This is a genomic window from Massilia sp. MP_M2, from assembly GCF_039123635.1.
GTDB lineage: Bacteria > Pseudomonadota > Gammaproteobacteria > Burkholderiales > Burkholderiaceae_D > Telluria.
This window is the reverse complement of the sequence record NZ_JBCHJF010000012.1, coordinates 175,310-191,532: the sequence shown is the minus strand read 5'-3', so window position 1 is coordinate 191,532 and position 16,223 is coordinate 175,310. Positions and strand designations below refer to the sequence as shown.

General features: G+C 64.2%; 8 protein-coding genes. 1 reads left to right on the top strand and 7 read right to left on the bottom strand.

Annotation, left to right across the window (positions count from 1 at the left end; genetic code table 11):
* Window positions 1-526: 526 nt before the first annotated feature.
* The 6 genes from RCH14_RS21920 to RCH14_RS21895 form a co-directional block, all read right to left on the bottom strand.
* On the bottom strand, window positions 527-1,849 hold the full coding sequence (locus tag RCH14_RS21920; protein WP_343028213.1) for an amidohydrolase: 1,323 nt from the start codon (window positions 1,847-1,849) through the stop codon (window positions 527-529).
* A gap of 519 nt (window positions 1,850-2,368) precedes the next feature.
* On the bottom strand, window positions 2,369-3,463 hold the full coding sequence (locus RCH14_RS21915; RefSeq protein WP_343028212.1) for an SGNH/GDSL hydrolase family protein: 1,095 nt from the start codon (window positions 3,461-3,463) through the stop codon (window positions 2,369-2,371).
* A gap of 59 nt (window positions 3,464-3,522) precedes the next feature.
* A complete protein-coding gene (locus RCH14_RS21910) occupies window positions 3,523-6,405 on the bottom strand; it encodes a TIM-barrel domain-containing protein (RefSeq protein ID WP_343028211.1) in 2,883 nt (960 codons plus the stop codon).
* A 78-nt stretch (window positions 6,406-6,483) separates the two neighbouring features.
* Window positions 6,484-8,169 (bottom strand): DUF5597 domain-containing protein, encoded by a 1,686-nt coding sequence (locus RCH14_RS21905; protein WP_343028210.1) that lies wholly within the window; start codon window positions 8,167-8,169, stop codon window positions 6,484-6,486.
* Window positions 8,170-8,199: 30 nt separating this feature from the next.
* On the bottom strand, window positions 8,200-10,503 hold the full coding sequence (locus RCH14_RS21900) for a glycoside hydrolase family 95 protein (RefSeq protein WP_343028209.1): 2,304 nt from the start codon (window positions 10,501-10,503) through the stop codon (window positions 8,200-8,202).
* Window positions 10,500-12,767, bottom strand: a complete 2,268-nt coding sequence (locus RCH14_RS21895; RefSeq protein ID WP_343028208.1) for an exo-alpha-sialidase — start codon at window positions 12,765-12,767, stop codon at window positions 10,500-10,502. Before RCH14_RS21895 ends, RCH14_RS21900 begins: the two co-directional genes overlap by 4 nt.
* 213 nt (window positions 12,768-12,980) lie before the next feature.
* Here RCH14_RS21895 and RCH14_RS21890 point away from each other — a divergent pair, with 213 nt between their 5' ends.
* Window positions 12,981-14,561, top strand: a complete 1,581-nt coding sequence (locus RCH14_RS21890) for an aldehyde dehydrogenase (NADP(+)) (RefSeq protein WP_343028207.1) — start codon at window positions 12,981-12,983, stop codon at window positions 14,559-14,561.
* 112 nt (window positions 14,562-14,673) lie between these two features.
* Here the strand turns inward: RCH14_RS21890 and RCH14_RS21885 are convergent, their stop codons facing one another.
* Window positions 14,674-16,170, bottom strand: a complete 1,497-nt coding sequence (locus RCH14_RS21885; RefSeq protein ID WP_343028206.1) for a tyrosinase family protein — start codon at window positions 16,168-16,170, stop codon at window positions 14,674-14,676.
* Between the last annotated feature and the right edge of the window lie 53 nt (window positions 16,171-16,223).

The following is a 16,223-nucleotide window of genomic DNA, read 5'->3' as shown; positions in this document are numbered from 1 at the left end:
TGGCCCATCTGATTTACGGTGTCATTCGAACAGGCAAGCCATTCGACGCAAATTTCTTATCGAATCGGCTTGCAATTCAAGACGGTATCTGACCCTCGCTATTTGACCGGCTGCTGCCGACCCAAAGCGGAACTCGGACAGCCACGCTGTTAGCGGGCAGGCTTACCGAACACGCGGTTGTGCCAATACATCTTTTGTGCGGCAAACCAGTCTTCGTTCTTGGACGTTCGGAATTGGGCAAGCTGGGCCATTGGTATTTGATAGCGACTGAACAAAGCTAACAGGTCTTCAAGGAATGCTTGCGATAGGTTCGTTCTGACCACCAACGTATCTTGTTCCCAGCGAAGGACACCCGAAATCTCCATCGCTCACTCAAAAAGATGCTTCTCGTCGAGCTGCGATCCAAAAATGCACTCCCGAACAGTCGAGATAAATCATTGGCCTCCTTGTTCTTCTGCGTCCGCTCTTGGCCGATAGCGGCAGCATAAGGAGCTGTTGGTTGAAGACCGTCAATATTCCTTTAAGCTTAACGCTTGCGCATCAAGTCCTGCAAGGCCACTACCGTCGATTCAACGCCCATCCTCACCGCTGGCCCGTGCTCCACCTTGAACAGAGGGCTGTGATGGCTCGGCAGGCGCAGTTTTCCTGCCTTGGCGGCGGCGATGTTCTCCGGTGCCGTCCCACCGACCGTGAAATAGACACTCGGGACATAGGGATCGGTCACGAACATTGGGAAGTCCTCCGAGCCCATACCTTCGCGAAACTCTTCGTCGCCTATGGCACCAGGACCCAGCTTACTGGTCCAGGCTGCGCGCAGGCGCTGCACTAGCTCGACATTATTGAGAACCGGCGGCGCTGGCGTATCGACCAGTTTTACCTCCGGCAGTTCGTTCTCCGCCATGCCGGCGGCGCGCGCCGTGTTCTCGGCCATGCGCTTGATAGCGCCCAGCAGGAGATCGCGGGTCTTGGCGCTTTCGCTGCGCACGGTCAGTTGCAGTTTGGCGTTGTCGCCGATGATGTTGGCCTTGGTGCCGCCATGGAAGGAGCCCACCGTGATCAGGCCGGGCTCACGCGGGCTGAGTTCACGACTTACGATGGTTTGCAGACCCATGACGATCATCGCACCGAGCACGATCGGGTCTTTGCCACGATGCGGCGATGCCCCATGAGCACCTACGCCCTTGATAAAAATCTCAACGGTGTCAGCGCCGGAATACGGCGAGACTTCCGAGGCGTGCACCTTCCCAGTTGCCATGTCGGCCTTGACGTGGAATCCCAGCGCGAAATCAGGCTTGCCGAAGCGCTCGTACAGGCTGTCCTTCATCATTGCAAGCGCGCCGCCGATGCGCTCTTCAGCTGGCTGACCTATCAGCATCAAGGTGCCAGACCATTTGCTGCGCTCTGCCGCCATGCGCCGCGCCGTGCCAACCAGGCTTGTCATGTGGATGTCATGGCCGCAGGAGTGTGCCACGGGCGTCATGTTGCCTTCCATGTCCTTCTGAATCACCGTCGAGGCATTTGGCAGTCCCGATTTTTCCAGCATCGGCAAGCCATCCATGTCGGCGCGCATCATCACCAGCGGGCCAGGTCCATTCTTCAGGATCGCTACCACGCCAGTGCCGCCGACGCCCTCTGTGACGGTAAATCCAGCCGCGTGTAACTCCTTGGCCATGCGCGCCGCCGTTTTCACCTCCAGGAAGGACAGCTCGGGATTGCGGTGGAAGTAATCCAGCAGCGGAGCAAGGTGGGTGTCGTAGTCTTGCGCGACGGCCTTGGACAGTTCATTCGCATGGAGGGAGCTTGGCAGCAGGATCGCGGCGAGCAGTACGGAAAGCAGTTTTTTGTTCATGGGTTGCCTTAGTCTGGCGGTGGATTAAGGGTGCTGGTGGTCGACATTGCACAGCTTGTTCTTTTACATCGTGCGGTGCTACCCACGGCAGTGCCTCGGCGAAGATCGAGGGCAAGGCCCGATACCGCCTGAGCCTACTTCTATTCGGTTTCAACGACCGTTATTGGCCGAACCCGGCCGCTCACGTCAGCTTAGCAGGTTGCCTGGCTTGAAAAAGCACTGACTGTCACGACAGGCCGGAACCGACCCGAAGCGGACGTTCATGGACTGCGCTCAATTGGAGTGAACCCCCAAAGTCACCATACGAAGGAAGCCTTGTTCGAATGATGAACGCAATACCGACTTCAGGTTCAGCGTGCTATGGGATCACTTCCAACCCGACCAAGCCCGCACCCACCTTGCAACCTACTGCCTCGATCATGTGCTGGCCCGTATGGGGGGAACGACGCATCTGCAAACGACCATTCAAGCCGGCGAGAGTGCGACGTTCTTGCTCGTGACGTGACCGGCACTGCACCGCTACTCGGCCCGCGTCCAACCCAGCTTTGTTCGCACGAATGCTGTCAGCAAGTCTGCATTGGCCTGATGCTGCCGGACACGCGGATGCTGGCCATAGCCGGTGAACGGGAAGAACAGCGTATCGATGCGCGCGTCGCCTGATGCGCGCAGGTTCGCCACCGCCGACTTGACATAGCCGGGCCACACCGAACCGGCGCGGGTCGCGTCCATGCTGCCCAGCGCGCAGACGATATACGCTTTCGGATACAGCGCGCGGACGCGGGCAACAAAGGCCTGATACGCGGCGATACGCTGCGCATCCGTCGGTTCGGGCTGCAGCTTATGGTCGCGCCCGATCAGCCAGCTGTCGTTCTGCATCAGGTTGATGACGACAACATCGGGCGTCCAGCGTTTGAAGTCCCACCGGCTGTCGTTGTCACCCACGGCATTGGACTGATCGTAAAAATCCGGCATCGTGAACGGGAACCAGCTGATCATCACGCCGATGCCGCTTTGCGACGTGATGTGCGCCTCGGCGCCGAGCGCGCGGGCCGTCATCGCAGCGTATGACATGTAATTATTCTTGTCCTTGGCGAGGTCATCGCGACCATCGTCCGGTGCTTCGTTGCCCATGCCGCTGGTGATCGAGTCACCGAAGAATTCGATCCGGCGAACCGGGCGCGCCGGCGGTGGCAACAGAGAAGCCTTGTCGTCCAGCTCCAGCCCCTGGAATGTGGTGGGGCCTTCGGCGCCTTCGGTCCGTTTGGTGACCACGAAGCGGTGTTCGCCCGGGGCCAGCCCGTTGGCCACGACATAGGCCTTGCTTCCCTTGTCTGCCTGCAGGATAAGCGGCTGCCGGGCGGCATCGATGAAGACGTTGTAGAAATTCTGGCCGCGCTCGTCGTCGAGCACGATCGCCAGCGATGTGCCGGTGAAGCGGCCGGCAATCTGCGTGCCGGGCCAGCTCAACACCGGTGCGGCTTTGTCACGGTCATCGATACGGCCCGTGTATTGCAGGTACTCGTGGTCGGCTGCAATCCGATTGGCGGCCGACGCGGGGGCCAGGTGAAGCAGGCCGACAAACGTCAGCACGAGAAGGGGCGCAAGCTTTGTCATGGAATCCTCAATGGAAAAGGCCGGGCGCGCGCCCGGCCGGATACGAACGAACGACGCCGTTACAGCTTGATGGTCACCGGCTTGCCGTCATAGACCACGGTCTGGTCGGCCGCGTCCAGGTTTTCCGCCGTCGACACGCCCGGCTTGATGACGCGCACCTTGAACTCGCGCTTCATCGGCATGCCCTTGTACTGGCCGGCGCGCTCGCCGATCTGCACGACACCCGTCTTGTCGTCGTAGGCGATTCGGATGCGGCTGGCTTCTCCGCGCTGGTAGGCATTCGTCACGCCATCGTCTTCGTACAGCGTGGCTTCGCCATTGGCGCCCGCATACACGAACAGCGTGACCGGCGCATCCGGCTTCTCGTCGACGTACTGCGTCACCGGGCCCGCCGTGATGACCGAGCCGGCCTTGACGAACAGCGGCATGCGCTCGCGCGGCGCCTGCACCGTGCGCGTGGCGCCACCCTTGAAGCGCTCGCCCGTATGGAAGTCATACCAGTCTGCGCCCGCCGGCAGGTACACCTGGCGCGACGTGGCCTTGTACGCGTACACCGGCGCCACCAGGAACGATGGGCCGAACATGTACTGGTCCTTGATGTTCTTGACCTTCTCGTCGTGCGGGAAGTCCATCACCAGGCCACGCATCATCGTGCCCGAACCGTAGTGCGTGTCGGCCGCCATCGTGTAAATGTACGGCATCAGGCGATAGCGCAGCTTCAGGTACCACACCATATTGTCGCGCATGGTGTCGTCGCCATTGGCGATATTGTAGATCTCGCGCTTGACGACTTCACCGTGCGAGCGGAACAGCGGCGTGAAGGCGCCGAACTGGAACCAGCGCTGGTTCAGTTCACGCCACTCCTTCATGTCTTCCGGATTCGCTGCGGCGCGCGAGGTGACGCGGTTTTCCTGGGCCGAGCCCACGTCGCCGGTCTGGTAACGCACTTCCTGCGCGTAGCCGCCAATGTCGTGGGTCCAGTTCGGGATGCCCGACATCGACATGTTCGTGCCCGCTGCGATCTGGTCGAACAGGTTGTTCCAGCGTCCCACCGTGTCGCCGCTCCATACTGCCACCGCATTGCGCTGGATGCCCGCAAAGCCCGAGCGCGACAGGATGAACTGGCGCTTGTCCGGCTGGTCGCGCGCCAGACCATCGGCCATCGCGCCCGTGCTCACCAGGCTGTAAGGGTTGAACGTGATTTCGCCGGCGCCATACACGGTCGGGCCGATCAGTTCCTTGAAGTCTTCCAGGCGGCTGTTGGACAGCACGTCAGGCTCGGTATTGTCCATCCACCAGGCGTCGAAGCCAAGGTCGACCAGCTTGCTCTTCATCTGGCGGTAGTAGATATCGCGCGCTTCCTTCGTGTACGGATCGTAGTGGCTGTTCAGGTAGCCCTTGCCGACCCAGTCGCGCGAGCCATTCTCGACGTTCTTGGTCCACATATACCCCTTGGACTCGAACTCCTTGTAGTTCTCGGTATTGGCGTAAAACTTGCCCCACACCGACAGCATGATGCGCGCGTTCTGCTTGTGCACCGCGTCGACCATGCCCTTCGGGTCCGGGAAGCGCGTCTTGTCGAAATCGTGCGAGCCCCAGCCGTCTTCGGGCCAGTAGAACCAGTCCTGCACGATGTTATCGAGCGGCCAGCCGCGCTTGCGGTACTCGGTGACCGTATCGAGCAGCTGCTGCTGCGTCTCGTAGCGCTGGCGCGATTGCCAGAAGCCGTACGACCACTTCGGCATCATCGGCTGCTGGCCGGTCAGGTGGCGGTAGCCGGCGATCGCGCGGTCCATGTTCTCGCCGCTGATGACGTAGTAGTTGATCGCCTCGGCGATCTCGGACGACAGCGTCAGTGAATGGCGCTCGGGCGCAGGCAACGGATTATTGTGGGTGATCGCGACCATGCCGCCCGATGGCTTCCACTCCAGGTGCAGCTTGACGGGCTTGTTCTTGGCGAATTTGACGTCGAAGTTGTGGTACCACGGGTTCCAGCCCATGCGCCAGACGTCCATGACCTGCTTGCCATCGACGGTCAGCGTCGCGTAGTCCGACGAGTACAGCTGCATCTTGTGCACGCCCGGCTTGTCGCTGCTCATCGTGCCTTCCCAGACCACGCGCACGTCCTTCAGGTCCTTGTGTGGGCCCAGTTCTTTCGGCCAGTTCTCGTCGAGGTCTTTCAGGTACTGGTAGTCGATGTCTTTCTCTTGCCGGGTCAGTGCCAGCTTGCCGCCGACGTAGTAGCGGGCCGTCAGGCCTTCGCTCTTGCCATCGGCGCCGCGCAGCACCAGGTCACGCGACATCAGGGCGTATGGCGTCTGGTCGCCGAAGCGCGAGATCGAATTGTTGTCCCACAGGACGCCGTAACCCTTGTCGGACACGACGAACGGCACGGCAGCGATCATATTGTGCTGGGCCAGCAGCACGTCTTCGCCGTTGTAGTTCATCTGGTTGTTCTGGTGCTGGCCCAGGCCGTAATACGCATCCTTCGTGCCGTGGTTGAAGCCCTGCTTGATCGCCACGAACGGCTTGCCGCCCACGTTCACGGGCTGCATCGATTCGGAGGCCTGCGCCAGGAAGCGCTTGCCGGCAGCATCAAAGAAGGCAACCTGGCCATCCTTGAGCGAGACAGTGGCGGCGATCTTGCCGGCCTTGAGCTGCACCACGTCCTTGCCGGGCGTGACGGTGAAGGCGCAGCTGCTCGCGCACGGTTTGGCCACCGTCATCAGGGATGGCGTGAGCGTCTTGTCGACCTGGTCGAGCTTGACCACCTGGACGATGTTGTCGCTCATGAGGTTCAGTCGCACCACCTTGGCGCCGCTGTCAGGCTTGACGTCGATGCCGGTGGCCGTTTGCTGGAAGGTGCCCGCATCGGCCCCGGTGCTGGCAGCCATGCCTGAAGCCAGAATCAGCGCTGCAGCCGCCACTTGTGTCATACGCATTGGTCTATCTCCTGTTGTGTTTAGCACTGCCGGTCCGGATGACCGGCGCGCTACTCTTGTTATGCTTGTTCGTTCTGCTTACTCGGTGTAGGTACCCAGCCGGACCTTGAGGACAGTCGGCGTGGCCGGCAGGTTCAGGCCGTAATCGGTCTGGTCGCCATTCCAGTTGCGCTCCATGACCCATTTGCCGTTGGCGTCGAAGCGCCCTTCTTCGACCCGCGCCAGCATCGACGGCTTGCCGTCGTTGGCGCCGCTGCCGGAGAGCTTGACGCGCGCCTGCTGGCCGACGATGACGAATTCGTTGTCGCCGATCTGCGCGAACGCGACGCCGCCGCCCGGCTGCTCGGTGCCCGACTGGTATTCGTTCTTGTCCTTCAGGTATTTGCGTTCGCCGAACTGGAATTCGCGGAACTCGATGTTTGCCTTCCAGCCCTTCATCGCCACGGTCTGCGCGGCGCGGTCGTCGCCCTCGGCCACGCCGTAGGTACGGCCTTCGAACGCCCAGCGCGCCCACTGGCGCGACATCGGTGCGAACACGCCATACACCTTGGCAAAGGGCTCGACCATCCGCTTGTCGGTGTGTTTGGCACCCAGCGGATAGTTGCTGTAGTCCGCATAATCCAGGCCAAACGGCGCCACGCCGAGCGCGCCCATGCCCAAAGACTGGTACACATAGCGCGCGTACCCTGGCGCATTGCCCATCTCCGGGATCATCAGCGCGTTGTCGGATCGTTGGAACGACTTGAGGATTGCGGTGACTTTTTTCGATTCCGGCATGTAGATGTCGGGCGCAGCGAAGTCGATGTGGGGCGCGGCGGCCTTGTAGATATCGAGCACGTCGTAGGTTGGCCCGCCGCTGGCAAAGCCCCCGCCGTCTTTCCACAGCGCTGCAGGTTCTCCGGCCAGCGCCGGTTCGCGCAGTGCGTTGTTGACGAACATCGGCAGGTTGTAGACGGCGCGACCGGCCTTGGCGATCGACTCGATGTAGCTGGCAATGGCCCACGAGTGAAAGTACTGGGCGGCGTAGTCGCCATACACCTGGGTCCAGGTCCCACTCGTGACGCCCTTGACCTTTGGCGCCTGGCGCGCCGCGACGGCCGCCGGCACCGGTTGGTCGAACGCGGCCTGCGCCCGCGCGCCGAAGTCGCGCTCGACGCCATAGGTGCCCACCTCGTTCTCGACCTGCACCAGGATCACGGTGCGGTGCGCGCTGTCGATCTTCTTGATGTGCTCCATCATGCGCACGAAGGCGCGGCGATCCAGCGCCAGCGTCTCCTGGCCAAACGGCGAATGGCTGTAGACGGTCTTGCCGTCCTTGTCCTTCATGCGGGGAAAGCGCGCGTTGTCGAACTTGACCCACTCGGGCAGGTAGCCGGGCCCCGTGTTCTTCCAGGTGCCGAACCAGACGATCACAAGCCGGATCTTGTGTTCGCGCGCCTCTTTGACCAGCGTGTCGAGAAAGCTGAAATCGAAACTGCCCTCTTTCGGTTCGATCTGTTCCCACGCGATCGGCATCTCGAGCGTGTTGGCGCGCGCGTCTTTCAGCGCGGCCCAGACCTTCGGCAAGGCCGCCGGGTAGTTACTGGAATTGTGCGCCTGGCCCGCCAGCATCGTGTACGGCGCGCCGTCGACGATCAGGGCGTGGCGCCCGTCGTTGCTCTCGAGGCGCGGCAGCTCGGGCGCGGCGGGCGCGCCGTGCGCCGTCAAGGCCAGGCACAGTGGCGCGAGATGCGACAGGCGGCGGGCGATCTGGTTCAGTGTCATGCGGGTTGTCTCCTTCGTGGTGTCGTTTTTTTATTTGAACAGCGAGGCAGACACGGTGCGGCTCTGCCCTTGTTTGAGCTCGACCTCGGTCACCCAGGCGCCATAGCGCAGCTTGACCTTGCCGGCGTTCGACGGGGCGCGCACGGTGACGTGCTTCAGCAGTCCCTTGCGCCAGACGATGTCGACTTCAAAGCCGCCGCGCGCGCGCAAGCCCTTGACCGAGCCGGTGGCCCACGCCTTGGGCAGCCCCGGCAAGACCTGGATTTCGCCCGCGTGCGACTGCACCAGCATTTCCGCCATGGCGGCGGTGGCGCCGAAGTTGCCGTCGATCTGGAATGGCGGGTGCGCATCGAGCAGGTTCGGGTAGGTGCCGCCCGCATTGTTATGTTCCGAGAAGGTGCCGCCCTGCTCAAAGGCGCGGGTGCCTGGTGCTGCCAGCACGCCGCGCAGCATGCGGTGCGCGCGCTCGCCGTCGTGCAGGCGGGCCCAGAACGCCATCTTCCACGCCATTGACCAGCCGGTGCCGGCGTCGCCGCGCGCTTCGAGCGTGCGTTTGGCGGCAGCGGCCAGCTCCGGCGTTTTGACGGGGCCGATCTGGCGGCCCGGGAACAGCGCGAACAGGTGCGACACGTGGCGGTGCGTGTCGTGGGGTGTATCGAGCACTGGATCGTGTTTCTCGTCCAGCCATTCGAGCAGCTGGCCCCAGCTGCCGATGCGCGGGCCGGCCAGGCGGTCGCGCATCGTCGTCAGCTCGGCGCGCAGTTCGGGATCGATGTCGAGGATGCCGGCCGCTTCGACCGTGTTGTTGAAGAGGTCCCAGACGATCTGCTGGTCATAGGCGACGCCGTCTTCGACCGGGCCGTGTTCGGGCGACCAGCCTTGCGGGGCCACCAGGCGCCCGTCCGGTAGCACCTTCAGGTAGTCCTGCCAGAACGCGGCGGCCTCCTTCATCATTGGATAGGCCGTCTCGCGCAGGAAGCGCTCGTCGCGCGTGAACGCGTAATGTTCCCAGAAGTGCTGGGCATACCAGGCGTTGCCGGTCTTGTTCCACAGGTAGCCCATGGCGCCGAACGGGTTCGACTCGGTGCGCAGCGTCCAGCCACGGATCGGCTGGCCATCCTTGTTCTTGAATTCCTGCGCCGTCTGCTGGCGCCAGACCGGCGCCAGTCCACCCACGAAACCGAAGAACGGTTCGGCCAGCTCAGAAAGGTTGGTCACCTCGGCCGGCCAGTAATTCATCTGCACGTTGATATTGGTGTGGTAGTCCGCATTCCATGGCGGCGCATAACTGTTGTTCCACAGGCCCTGCAGATTGGCCGGCAGCGAGCCGCGCGAGCTGGCCGTGAGCAGGTAGCGGCCATACTGAAAATACTGCGCCTCGAGTTCCGGGTCGCCACCGCTCCGCGTGTAGGCCAAGAGGCGCGCATCGGTCGGCAGCGCGCGACGCTCGGCGAGCGTGGGGCCCAGATCGAGCTCGACCCGCTTGAGCAGGCTGCCCAGGTCGCGCTCATGTTCGATGCGCAGCTCGTCGACGGCACGCGCCGCGGCCGTGCTCACTTGCTGCGTCACGCGAGACAGTGGGTGGCCGCCCTCGAAGCGGCGCGCCGCATCGAGCACGAAGCTGGTGCCGGCGCCCAGCACCAGCGTGACCGAGTTCGCGTTCGCAAAACCGATCCGCTTGCCGTCCACTGCAAGTTTGCCGCCGTCATTGAGCACCTGCACCTGGCTCGCGTACGACATCACATTCGTGCTGGGCGCCTGGTCGGGCAGGACGAAACCGGCCAGCGTGCCCGCTGCGTACAGCCGGTTGCCAGCGACCGCCAGATTGGCGCCGTGACGATCGGTCAGCGCGACGCTGCCCGTGTAGCGGCCCGGCTTGTCGGCGGACAGGCGCAGCACGATCACCTGCGCCGGGTAGCTGGCCCAGGCTTCGCGCTTGTAGTTCACGCCGTCGTGCGTGTAGGTGACGGTGTGCACGCCGCGCACCAGGTCGAGCGTGCGACGGTAATTCGTCACGCCCGCCGCATGGGCCGGCAGATCGACCAGCACGTCGCCAAACGGCTGGAAGGCGCCCATCGTCTTGTCGTCGCCGGTCCAGAGCGTGATGTCGTTGAACTGCAGGTGTTCGCGGGCCGGCTGGCCGAAGACCATGGCGCCGATGCGGCCATTGCCGATCGGGAGGGCTTCCTTTTCCCAGCCGGTGTCGTTGTCCTGCGCGGGCGCGTCATAGCGCAGCACGAGGTCGGGTGCGGCCAGCGCGGCGCCGGCAAAGGTCAGGCCAAGGCCAAGGCTGGTGGCGGCAAGCGCCACGCGCAGCGTGTGATTCAGAGTCATTGGGTAACGGGCTTTCCATGCACGATGCCGCGTCCGGCGGTGCTCATGTAGACAACGCCGAAGCGGTTCATGTCGCCGACGATGAAGTGGCCGTCGCCAGGGCCGCCGTACTGGTGCGCATCGTCGTTGATGCGCTGCCAGGTGGCACCGGTGTCGAGCGAGCGGTAGATGCCACGCACGCCCTTCACGCTGCCCCAGATGAACACCGTCGGATAGGTTTTGCCCTGTGCAGCCTTGCCGAAGCCGACCGCGCCGCAATAGTCGATATCGAATACGGGCTTGAAGCTGGCGCCGCCATCGATCGAGCGCGCCAGGCCGCCCTGTTTGAGCGGAGCCCACAAGTCGCCTTCGCGCTCGGGCGCCGCGCGGATCAGGCGCGAGCCGCCCGCCGGCAGGCTGGCGCGCGCCGTGAACGTGGCGCCGCTGTCGCTGCTTGCCACCAGGGCCTTGTCATCATACGCGTAGAACACGTTCGCGCGCACCGGATCGGCCACTGCGCGCATCCGGTTGCCCGTCAGACCTGCGACCGGGGTCCAGGTGGCGCCCGTGTCGCCGGAGCGGTACGAAGTCGTCGAGTCCTGCGGCGTGTGCACGAGCGTGGCGCCGTCGGCCGAGATGGCAATCTGGCCGCGCTTGCCCTGCATCGTCGGCGTCTTCTGCCAGCTGGCGCCGCCATCGTGCGTGACCAGCATGGCGTCGCCGACCCGCACCAGGGTGCCGGGCCGGCGCGCCGCGGCGTCAAGGCCCGTGGTGGTGCCGATTTCGGGCTGGTGGATGCGGCCATGGCGCGCCGGATCGTCATGCACGAAGCCGTCGTAGTCGCCGATCGCGGACACCAGCGGCGCGCCCGGCATGCTCACCAGGCCAAGCGGCACCGTCTCTTCCAGGCCCTTGACCATCAACGTCCAGGTGGCCGGCACCGCGTCGATGTTCGCCGTGCGGAAGATCCCGTTGCCGGACGTGACCCAGACCGCGCGCGGATCGCGTGGATCGAATTCGACCGAACCGGCCCAATGGATCGCGTGCCCTTCGAGCCACGGCACGCCGGCCGCGTCGCGCCGGAAGCCACGCGCGATGACGTCGGCCCAGGTAGCGCCGGCGTCGTTCGACACCAGGATGCGGTCGCCCCTGGCGTCGCCCTGGCGGATGAACGTGTTGATGGTCGAGACGACGAGCCGGCGCGGGTTCGCCGGGTCGACGCTGATGCCGGCGAACGGACGGGTCCAGCCGGCTGGCGTGACGTCGGTCCAGGCGCCGCTGGCGATCCCGTAGCGCCAGACCTGGCCCCGTTCCATCGGTTCGGCGCCGCGCTTGTCCGGATGCGGGCCGGCGCCGTCGGCGTAGGCGATGTACAGATTGCCCGCGCCATCGAGCGCGGCGCGCTGGGGCATCAGGTCAATCGGCGCGCCCGGCACTGGCTGGAACGTCGCGCCGGCATCGTCGCTGCGGTACAGGTTGGGACCGACGCTGCCGAAGCGCGAGACGCCGACGAAGACGCGCCGCGCGTGACCGGCCTCCACGCTGGCGGGGTCAGGCAGCACGAGGTTCAGGCCGACGTCGTTCGGCGTCGTCGTGACCGGCAACGCTTCGTTTTTCTGCCAGGTATTGCCCGCGTCGTTGCTGGTGAACAGGCCGTTGCGGCGCGAGCCGAGGTACAGGCGTGTCGTCGGGCTCTGGCCTGCCGTCGATCCTTGCACCGATCCCGGATCGACCGCGAGGCGCTCGCCGTTTTGCCGGCCGAAGCCATTGCCGTGGGTTCTGAATTGGGCGGTGACATCGATCACGTCGAAGGTCTTGCCGTAGTCGGTCGAGCGCAGGATGGCGGTGCGGCCGCCGTTCAGGTAGGCGATGCCGGCCAGCAGCCAGAGATTGGCGGCATTGTGCGGATCGATCGCGAGCGCATCGATGCCAAGAAAGCCCGTCTGGTCTTCGCCGACCCAGTCGAGCAGCGGGTGCCAGCGCCCTTCCCGGGCGCTCCAGCGGTATGCGCCGCCCACGTCGGTGCGGGCGTAGACCACGTCAGGCTCGCTGCGGCTTGGCACGACGGCCGTCACGAAACCGCCGCCGCCGATGGCCACACTGTCCCAGGCATAGGCGGCGGCTGACGTCGTGGCCGCTGCAGTCGCTGGCACGGCGGCGCCGGACGATGGCGTCGCGCTCGCCGCATTCGTCGCTGTGGCCGTGACCGTGGCGGCGGCCCCGACGACGATGGCCGCGGCCGCGCCCACGAACACGCCAAGCTGGCGCGCGTACGTGGAAGGCATGGTGTCTCCTGATTGTTTTTATGTGTCGCGTGTGGGTGGCGACTATGAGCTTGCTGCAGACCATGCTAAACAATACAGACGATGCTGGCAAGCAGAATGTTCGCGCTAACAAATAAATTTAAGGATACGCAGAGCGATGTCAGCCAACTTCGCCAGGCAGCCATGATTGCGTATAACATTGACGGCCTACACGAATTCAACACAGGAGATCGCATGAACATCAGCGGAGAAATGATCATTGGCAGGCGCATCGTGCGCGGCGCAGCCGGCACCGTGCGTGCCTACAATCCGGGCACGCAGCAGGAACTCGAACCCGCGTTCGGCCTTGCCACGGCCGACGACCTGGCCAGCGCATGCGCATTGGCCGATGCCGCGGTCGAGCCGTACCGGGCCCTGAGCCTGGAAGAGCGCGCCAATTTTCTCGAAACGATCGCGCAGCGGATCCTCGATCTGGGCCCGCTGCTGATCGAGCGCGCCAGCCAGGAAAGCGGCTTGCCGACGGCGCGCCTCGAAGGCGAGCGTGGCCGCACCGTCGGTCAGTTGCGTCTGTTCGCCAAGGTCGTGCGCGATGGCTTGTTTCTGGAAGCGACGCTCGACTCGGCCCTGCCCGAGCGCACACCACCGCGCGCCGACCTGCGCATGCGTAAAATCCCCGTCGGCGCGGTCGCCGTGTTCGGGGCGAGCAACTTCCCGCTGGCGTTTTCGGTCGCTGGTGGTGACACGGCCTCGGCGCTTGCCGCCGGCTGTCCGGTCGTCGTCAAGGCCCACAATGCACACCTCGGCACCTCCGAACTGGTTGGCAAGGCCGTCTTGCAGGCAGCGCTCGACTGCGGCATGCCCGAAGGCGTGTTCTCGCTGCTGATCGGCGAAGGCAACGCGATCGGCGGCGATCTCGTGAGCCACCCGGCAATCCGCGCCGTGGGCTTTACCGGCTCGCGCGCAGGCGGACTGGCGCTGGCGCAGATTGCCAGCCGCCGCAAGGAACCGATTCCCGTGTACGCCGAAATGAGCAGCATCAATCCGGTCTACCTGCTGCCGGGCGCCCTGGCTGCCGGCGGCGCCGCGTTGGCAGGTGCGTTTGTCGACTCGCTGACGATGGGCGTGGGCCAGTTCTGCACCAACCCGGGCCTGGTGATCGGCGTGGCCGGGCCGCAGCTCGATGCCTTCCGCGCTGCGGCAACGGCCGCGCTGCAGTTCAAGCCGGCGGGCACGATGCTCACCGCCGGCATCCATTCCGCCTATGCGGCCGCGGTTGGCATCCGCGCCGGCATCGCGGGCGTCACGCTCGTCGCGCATGGCAGCAGCGAAGGCGCGGGCTGCGCAGCAAAGGCAGCGCTGTACGAGTGCGATGCCGCCACGTTCCTGGCCAATCCGGCGCTCGAGGAAGAAATCTTCGGCCCGGTTTCGCTATTGATCGCCTGCCGCGACGAGCAAGAACTGCTGGCCGTCACGCGCCACCTGGAAGGCCAGCTGACGGCCACCGTGCATGCGGTCGCGAGCGACCATGCGCTGGCCGGCGCCCTGTTGCCGCTGCTGGAACGCAAGGTCGGGCGCATCCTGTTCAATGGCTTCCCGACCGGCGTCGAGGTAGCGCATGCGATGGTGCATGGCGGCCCGTTCCCGGCCACCACCGATCCACGCAGCACCTCGGTGGGTGCGACTGCCATCGAGCGTTTTCTGCGCCCCGTGTGCTACCAGGACGTGCCGGCCGGCCTGTTGCCCGACGCACTCAAGGACGGCAATCCACTGCGCATCGCGCGCCTGGTCAATGGCGAGCTGAAGCTGCCTGCGTAAGCGCCACGCAAGCAAACCAGCGCTGCGGGGCACAACCGCAGACCGGCGCCGTGGACCAGCGCCGTGGACAAGAATTGCGGGCCAAGACCACGGTCCTGGTCTGCCTGGTTCGCTACAGATGCTGCCGTTCGATGTCCTCGGCATCCCCGGACAACCCATGCGCATCGTCCGGAGCGAACGCAAGTTCGACCCGGATCTCGTTGGCCAGGATGGCCTTCCCGGCCGGCGGACGATCGCCATCGACACGCACCCAGGACAACGCGAGCTCGGTGAAATTAACGCGCTCTTGCCGTGCCAGCAGGTACGACACATCGAATTCGATCCGGGGCGTGCCATGGTGCGCCGCGGCGGCAATCTGGAATGCGCCCAGCGTGCCGATGAGGGACGCATCACGCGCCGCCTGCGACTCGACCACGGCCGGCATGTCGAGGTACAAGGCATAGAAAAAGCCGCCCTTCTTCGCGGCCGCACCCACGGACACGTTGTCAAACACCAGTTTGATCATCCCCGGCATCTGGCGAATATCAGCGCGAACATCGGCGCGAACATCGGGCTCACCACCATCACGGCACAGCGCAACGACCCGCGCGAGTTCGGCGGCATCGCTTTTCGCCAGCCGCAGCAGGACCGACACCGATTGCTCATCGAAAGGCACTTGCGCCACACCACTCACTGAGCGCCGTGTGTTCGACAGGCGGCGCCCCGCAACGGTCCTGAACGACCGGAACGGCGGTCGCTGCAACAGCGCAGCACGGGCCGCAGAAGCGGCAGGGGCCGGCGGCAGCGCCGTCGGCACGGTGTTGGACGCATACGTCGTGCCGAGCCAGCTGGGAATGCGCGTCTTGTAGCGCTCGATGCTCAGACCAGTCGCATACAGATGGTTGCCCGCCCAGTAGGCATCGCTGTTGGTCGACGAATACGGATTGGCTGACTTGGGCATGGTCTTGCCGGCCAGCAGAGACCAGGCATGCGTCAAGCGGTCGATGCTGGCGTGATGCAGGAAAAAGATGGGGTCGAGCGGCGACTGCATCGTGCTCATGACCCCGCCGATCAGATCGTGGATGGGATTGTGCACGTCTTCGATGCTCGGCTCGAACGCGTTGCTTTTGCCGCGCTGAAAATTGCGCACTGCCGACGCGAATGGCGCCATGCTCAGCGCACCGTACACGTTCGAACTCTGCCTGGGCACATACAGCGGATTGGTGGGCGCGGGATCGGTAAACTCTGCCGGCAAGGTGGCGTAGGAATAATAGTTCCAATACGGTAGCGTCAGATAGGGATTGCCGGAGACGCTGCGCAACTGCTGTTCGAAATGATACAAATACCCGCGGTGCCATGAGATGAAATACGGCACCCCGTGCGGACAGGTATTGACATGCACGTTGGACCAGTAGGACAGCGAGCCTGGACTGGCCTGATTGGTATTGCTGCGCATCGTTGCGATGGCATTGACGAAGGCGGGATACTGGCTGGTGGTCTTGAACTGCTGCCATTCGAGCCGCGGCCCACTGCTCCCCTGCGCGACCGCCAGGCCGGGGAAGCACTGTGAGGCAGTGACCCCGATGCCTGTTTTTAAAAACATTCTCCTTGAGCCACTGTGGGTTTCCATCGCTTCCCCCGACTGAACAAAATGCTACACATGTTCAATCGAGTGTAAGAAAA

Coding starts and splice junctions, on each gene's coding strand:
- RCH14_RS21920 (WP_343028213.1), bottom strand. CDS start 1,849: ATGAACAAAAAACTGCTTTCCGTACTGCTCGCCGCGATCCTGCTGCCA.
- RCH14_RS21915 (WP_343028212.1), bottom strand. CDS start 3,463: ATGACAAAGCTTGCGCCCCTTCTCGTGCTGACGTTTGTCGGCCTGCTT.
- RCH14_RS21910 (WP_343028211.1), bottom strand. CDS start 6,405: ATGCGTATGACACAAGTGGCGGCTGCAGCGCTGATTCTGGCTTCAGGC.
- RCH14_RS21905 (WP_343028210.1), bottom strand. CDS start 8,169: ATGACACTGAACCAGATCGCCCGCCGCCTGTCGCATCTCGCGCCACTG.
- RCH14_RS21900 (WP_343028209.1), bottom strand. CDS start 10,503: ATGACTCTGAATCACACGCTGCGCGTGGCGCTTGCCGCCACCAGCCTT.
- RCH14_RS21895 (WP_343028208.1), bottom strand. CDS start 12,767: ATGCCTTCCACGTACGCGCGCCAGCTTGGCGTGTTCGTGGGCGCGGCC.
- RCH14_RS21890 (WP_343028207.1), top strand. CDS start 12,981: ATGAACATCAGCGGAGAAATGATCATTGGCAGGCGCATCGTGCGCGGC.
- RCH14_RS21885 (WP_343028206.1), bottom strand. CDS start 16,170: ATGGAAACCCACAGTGGCTCAAGGAGAATGTTTTTAAAAACAGGCATC.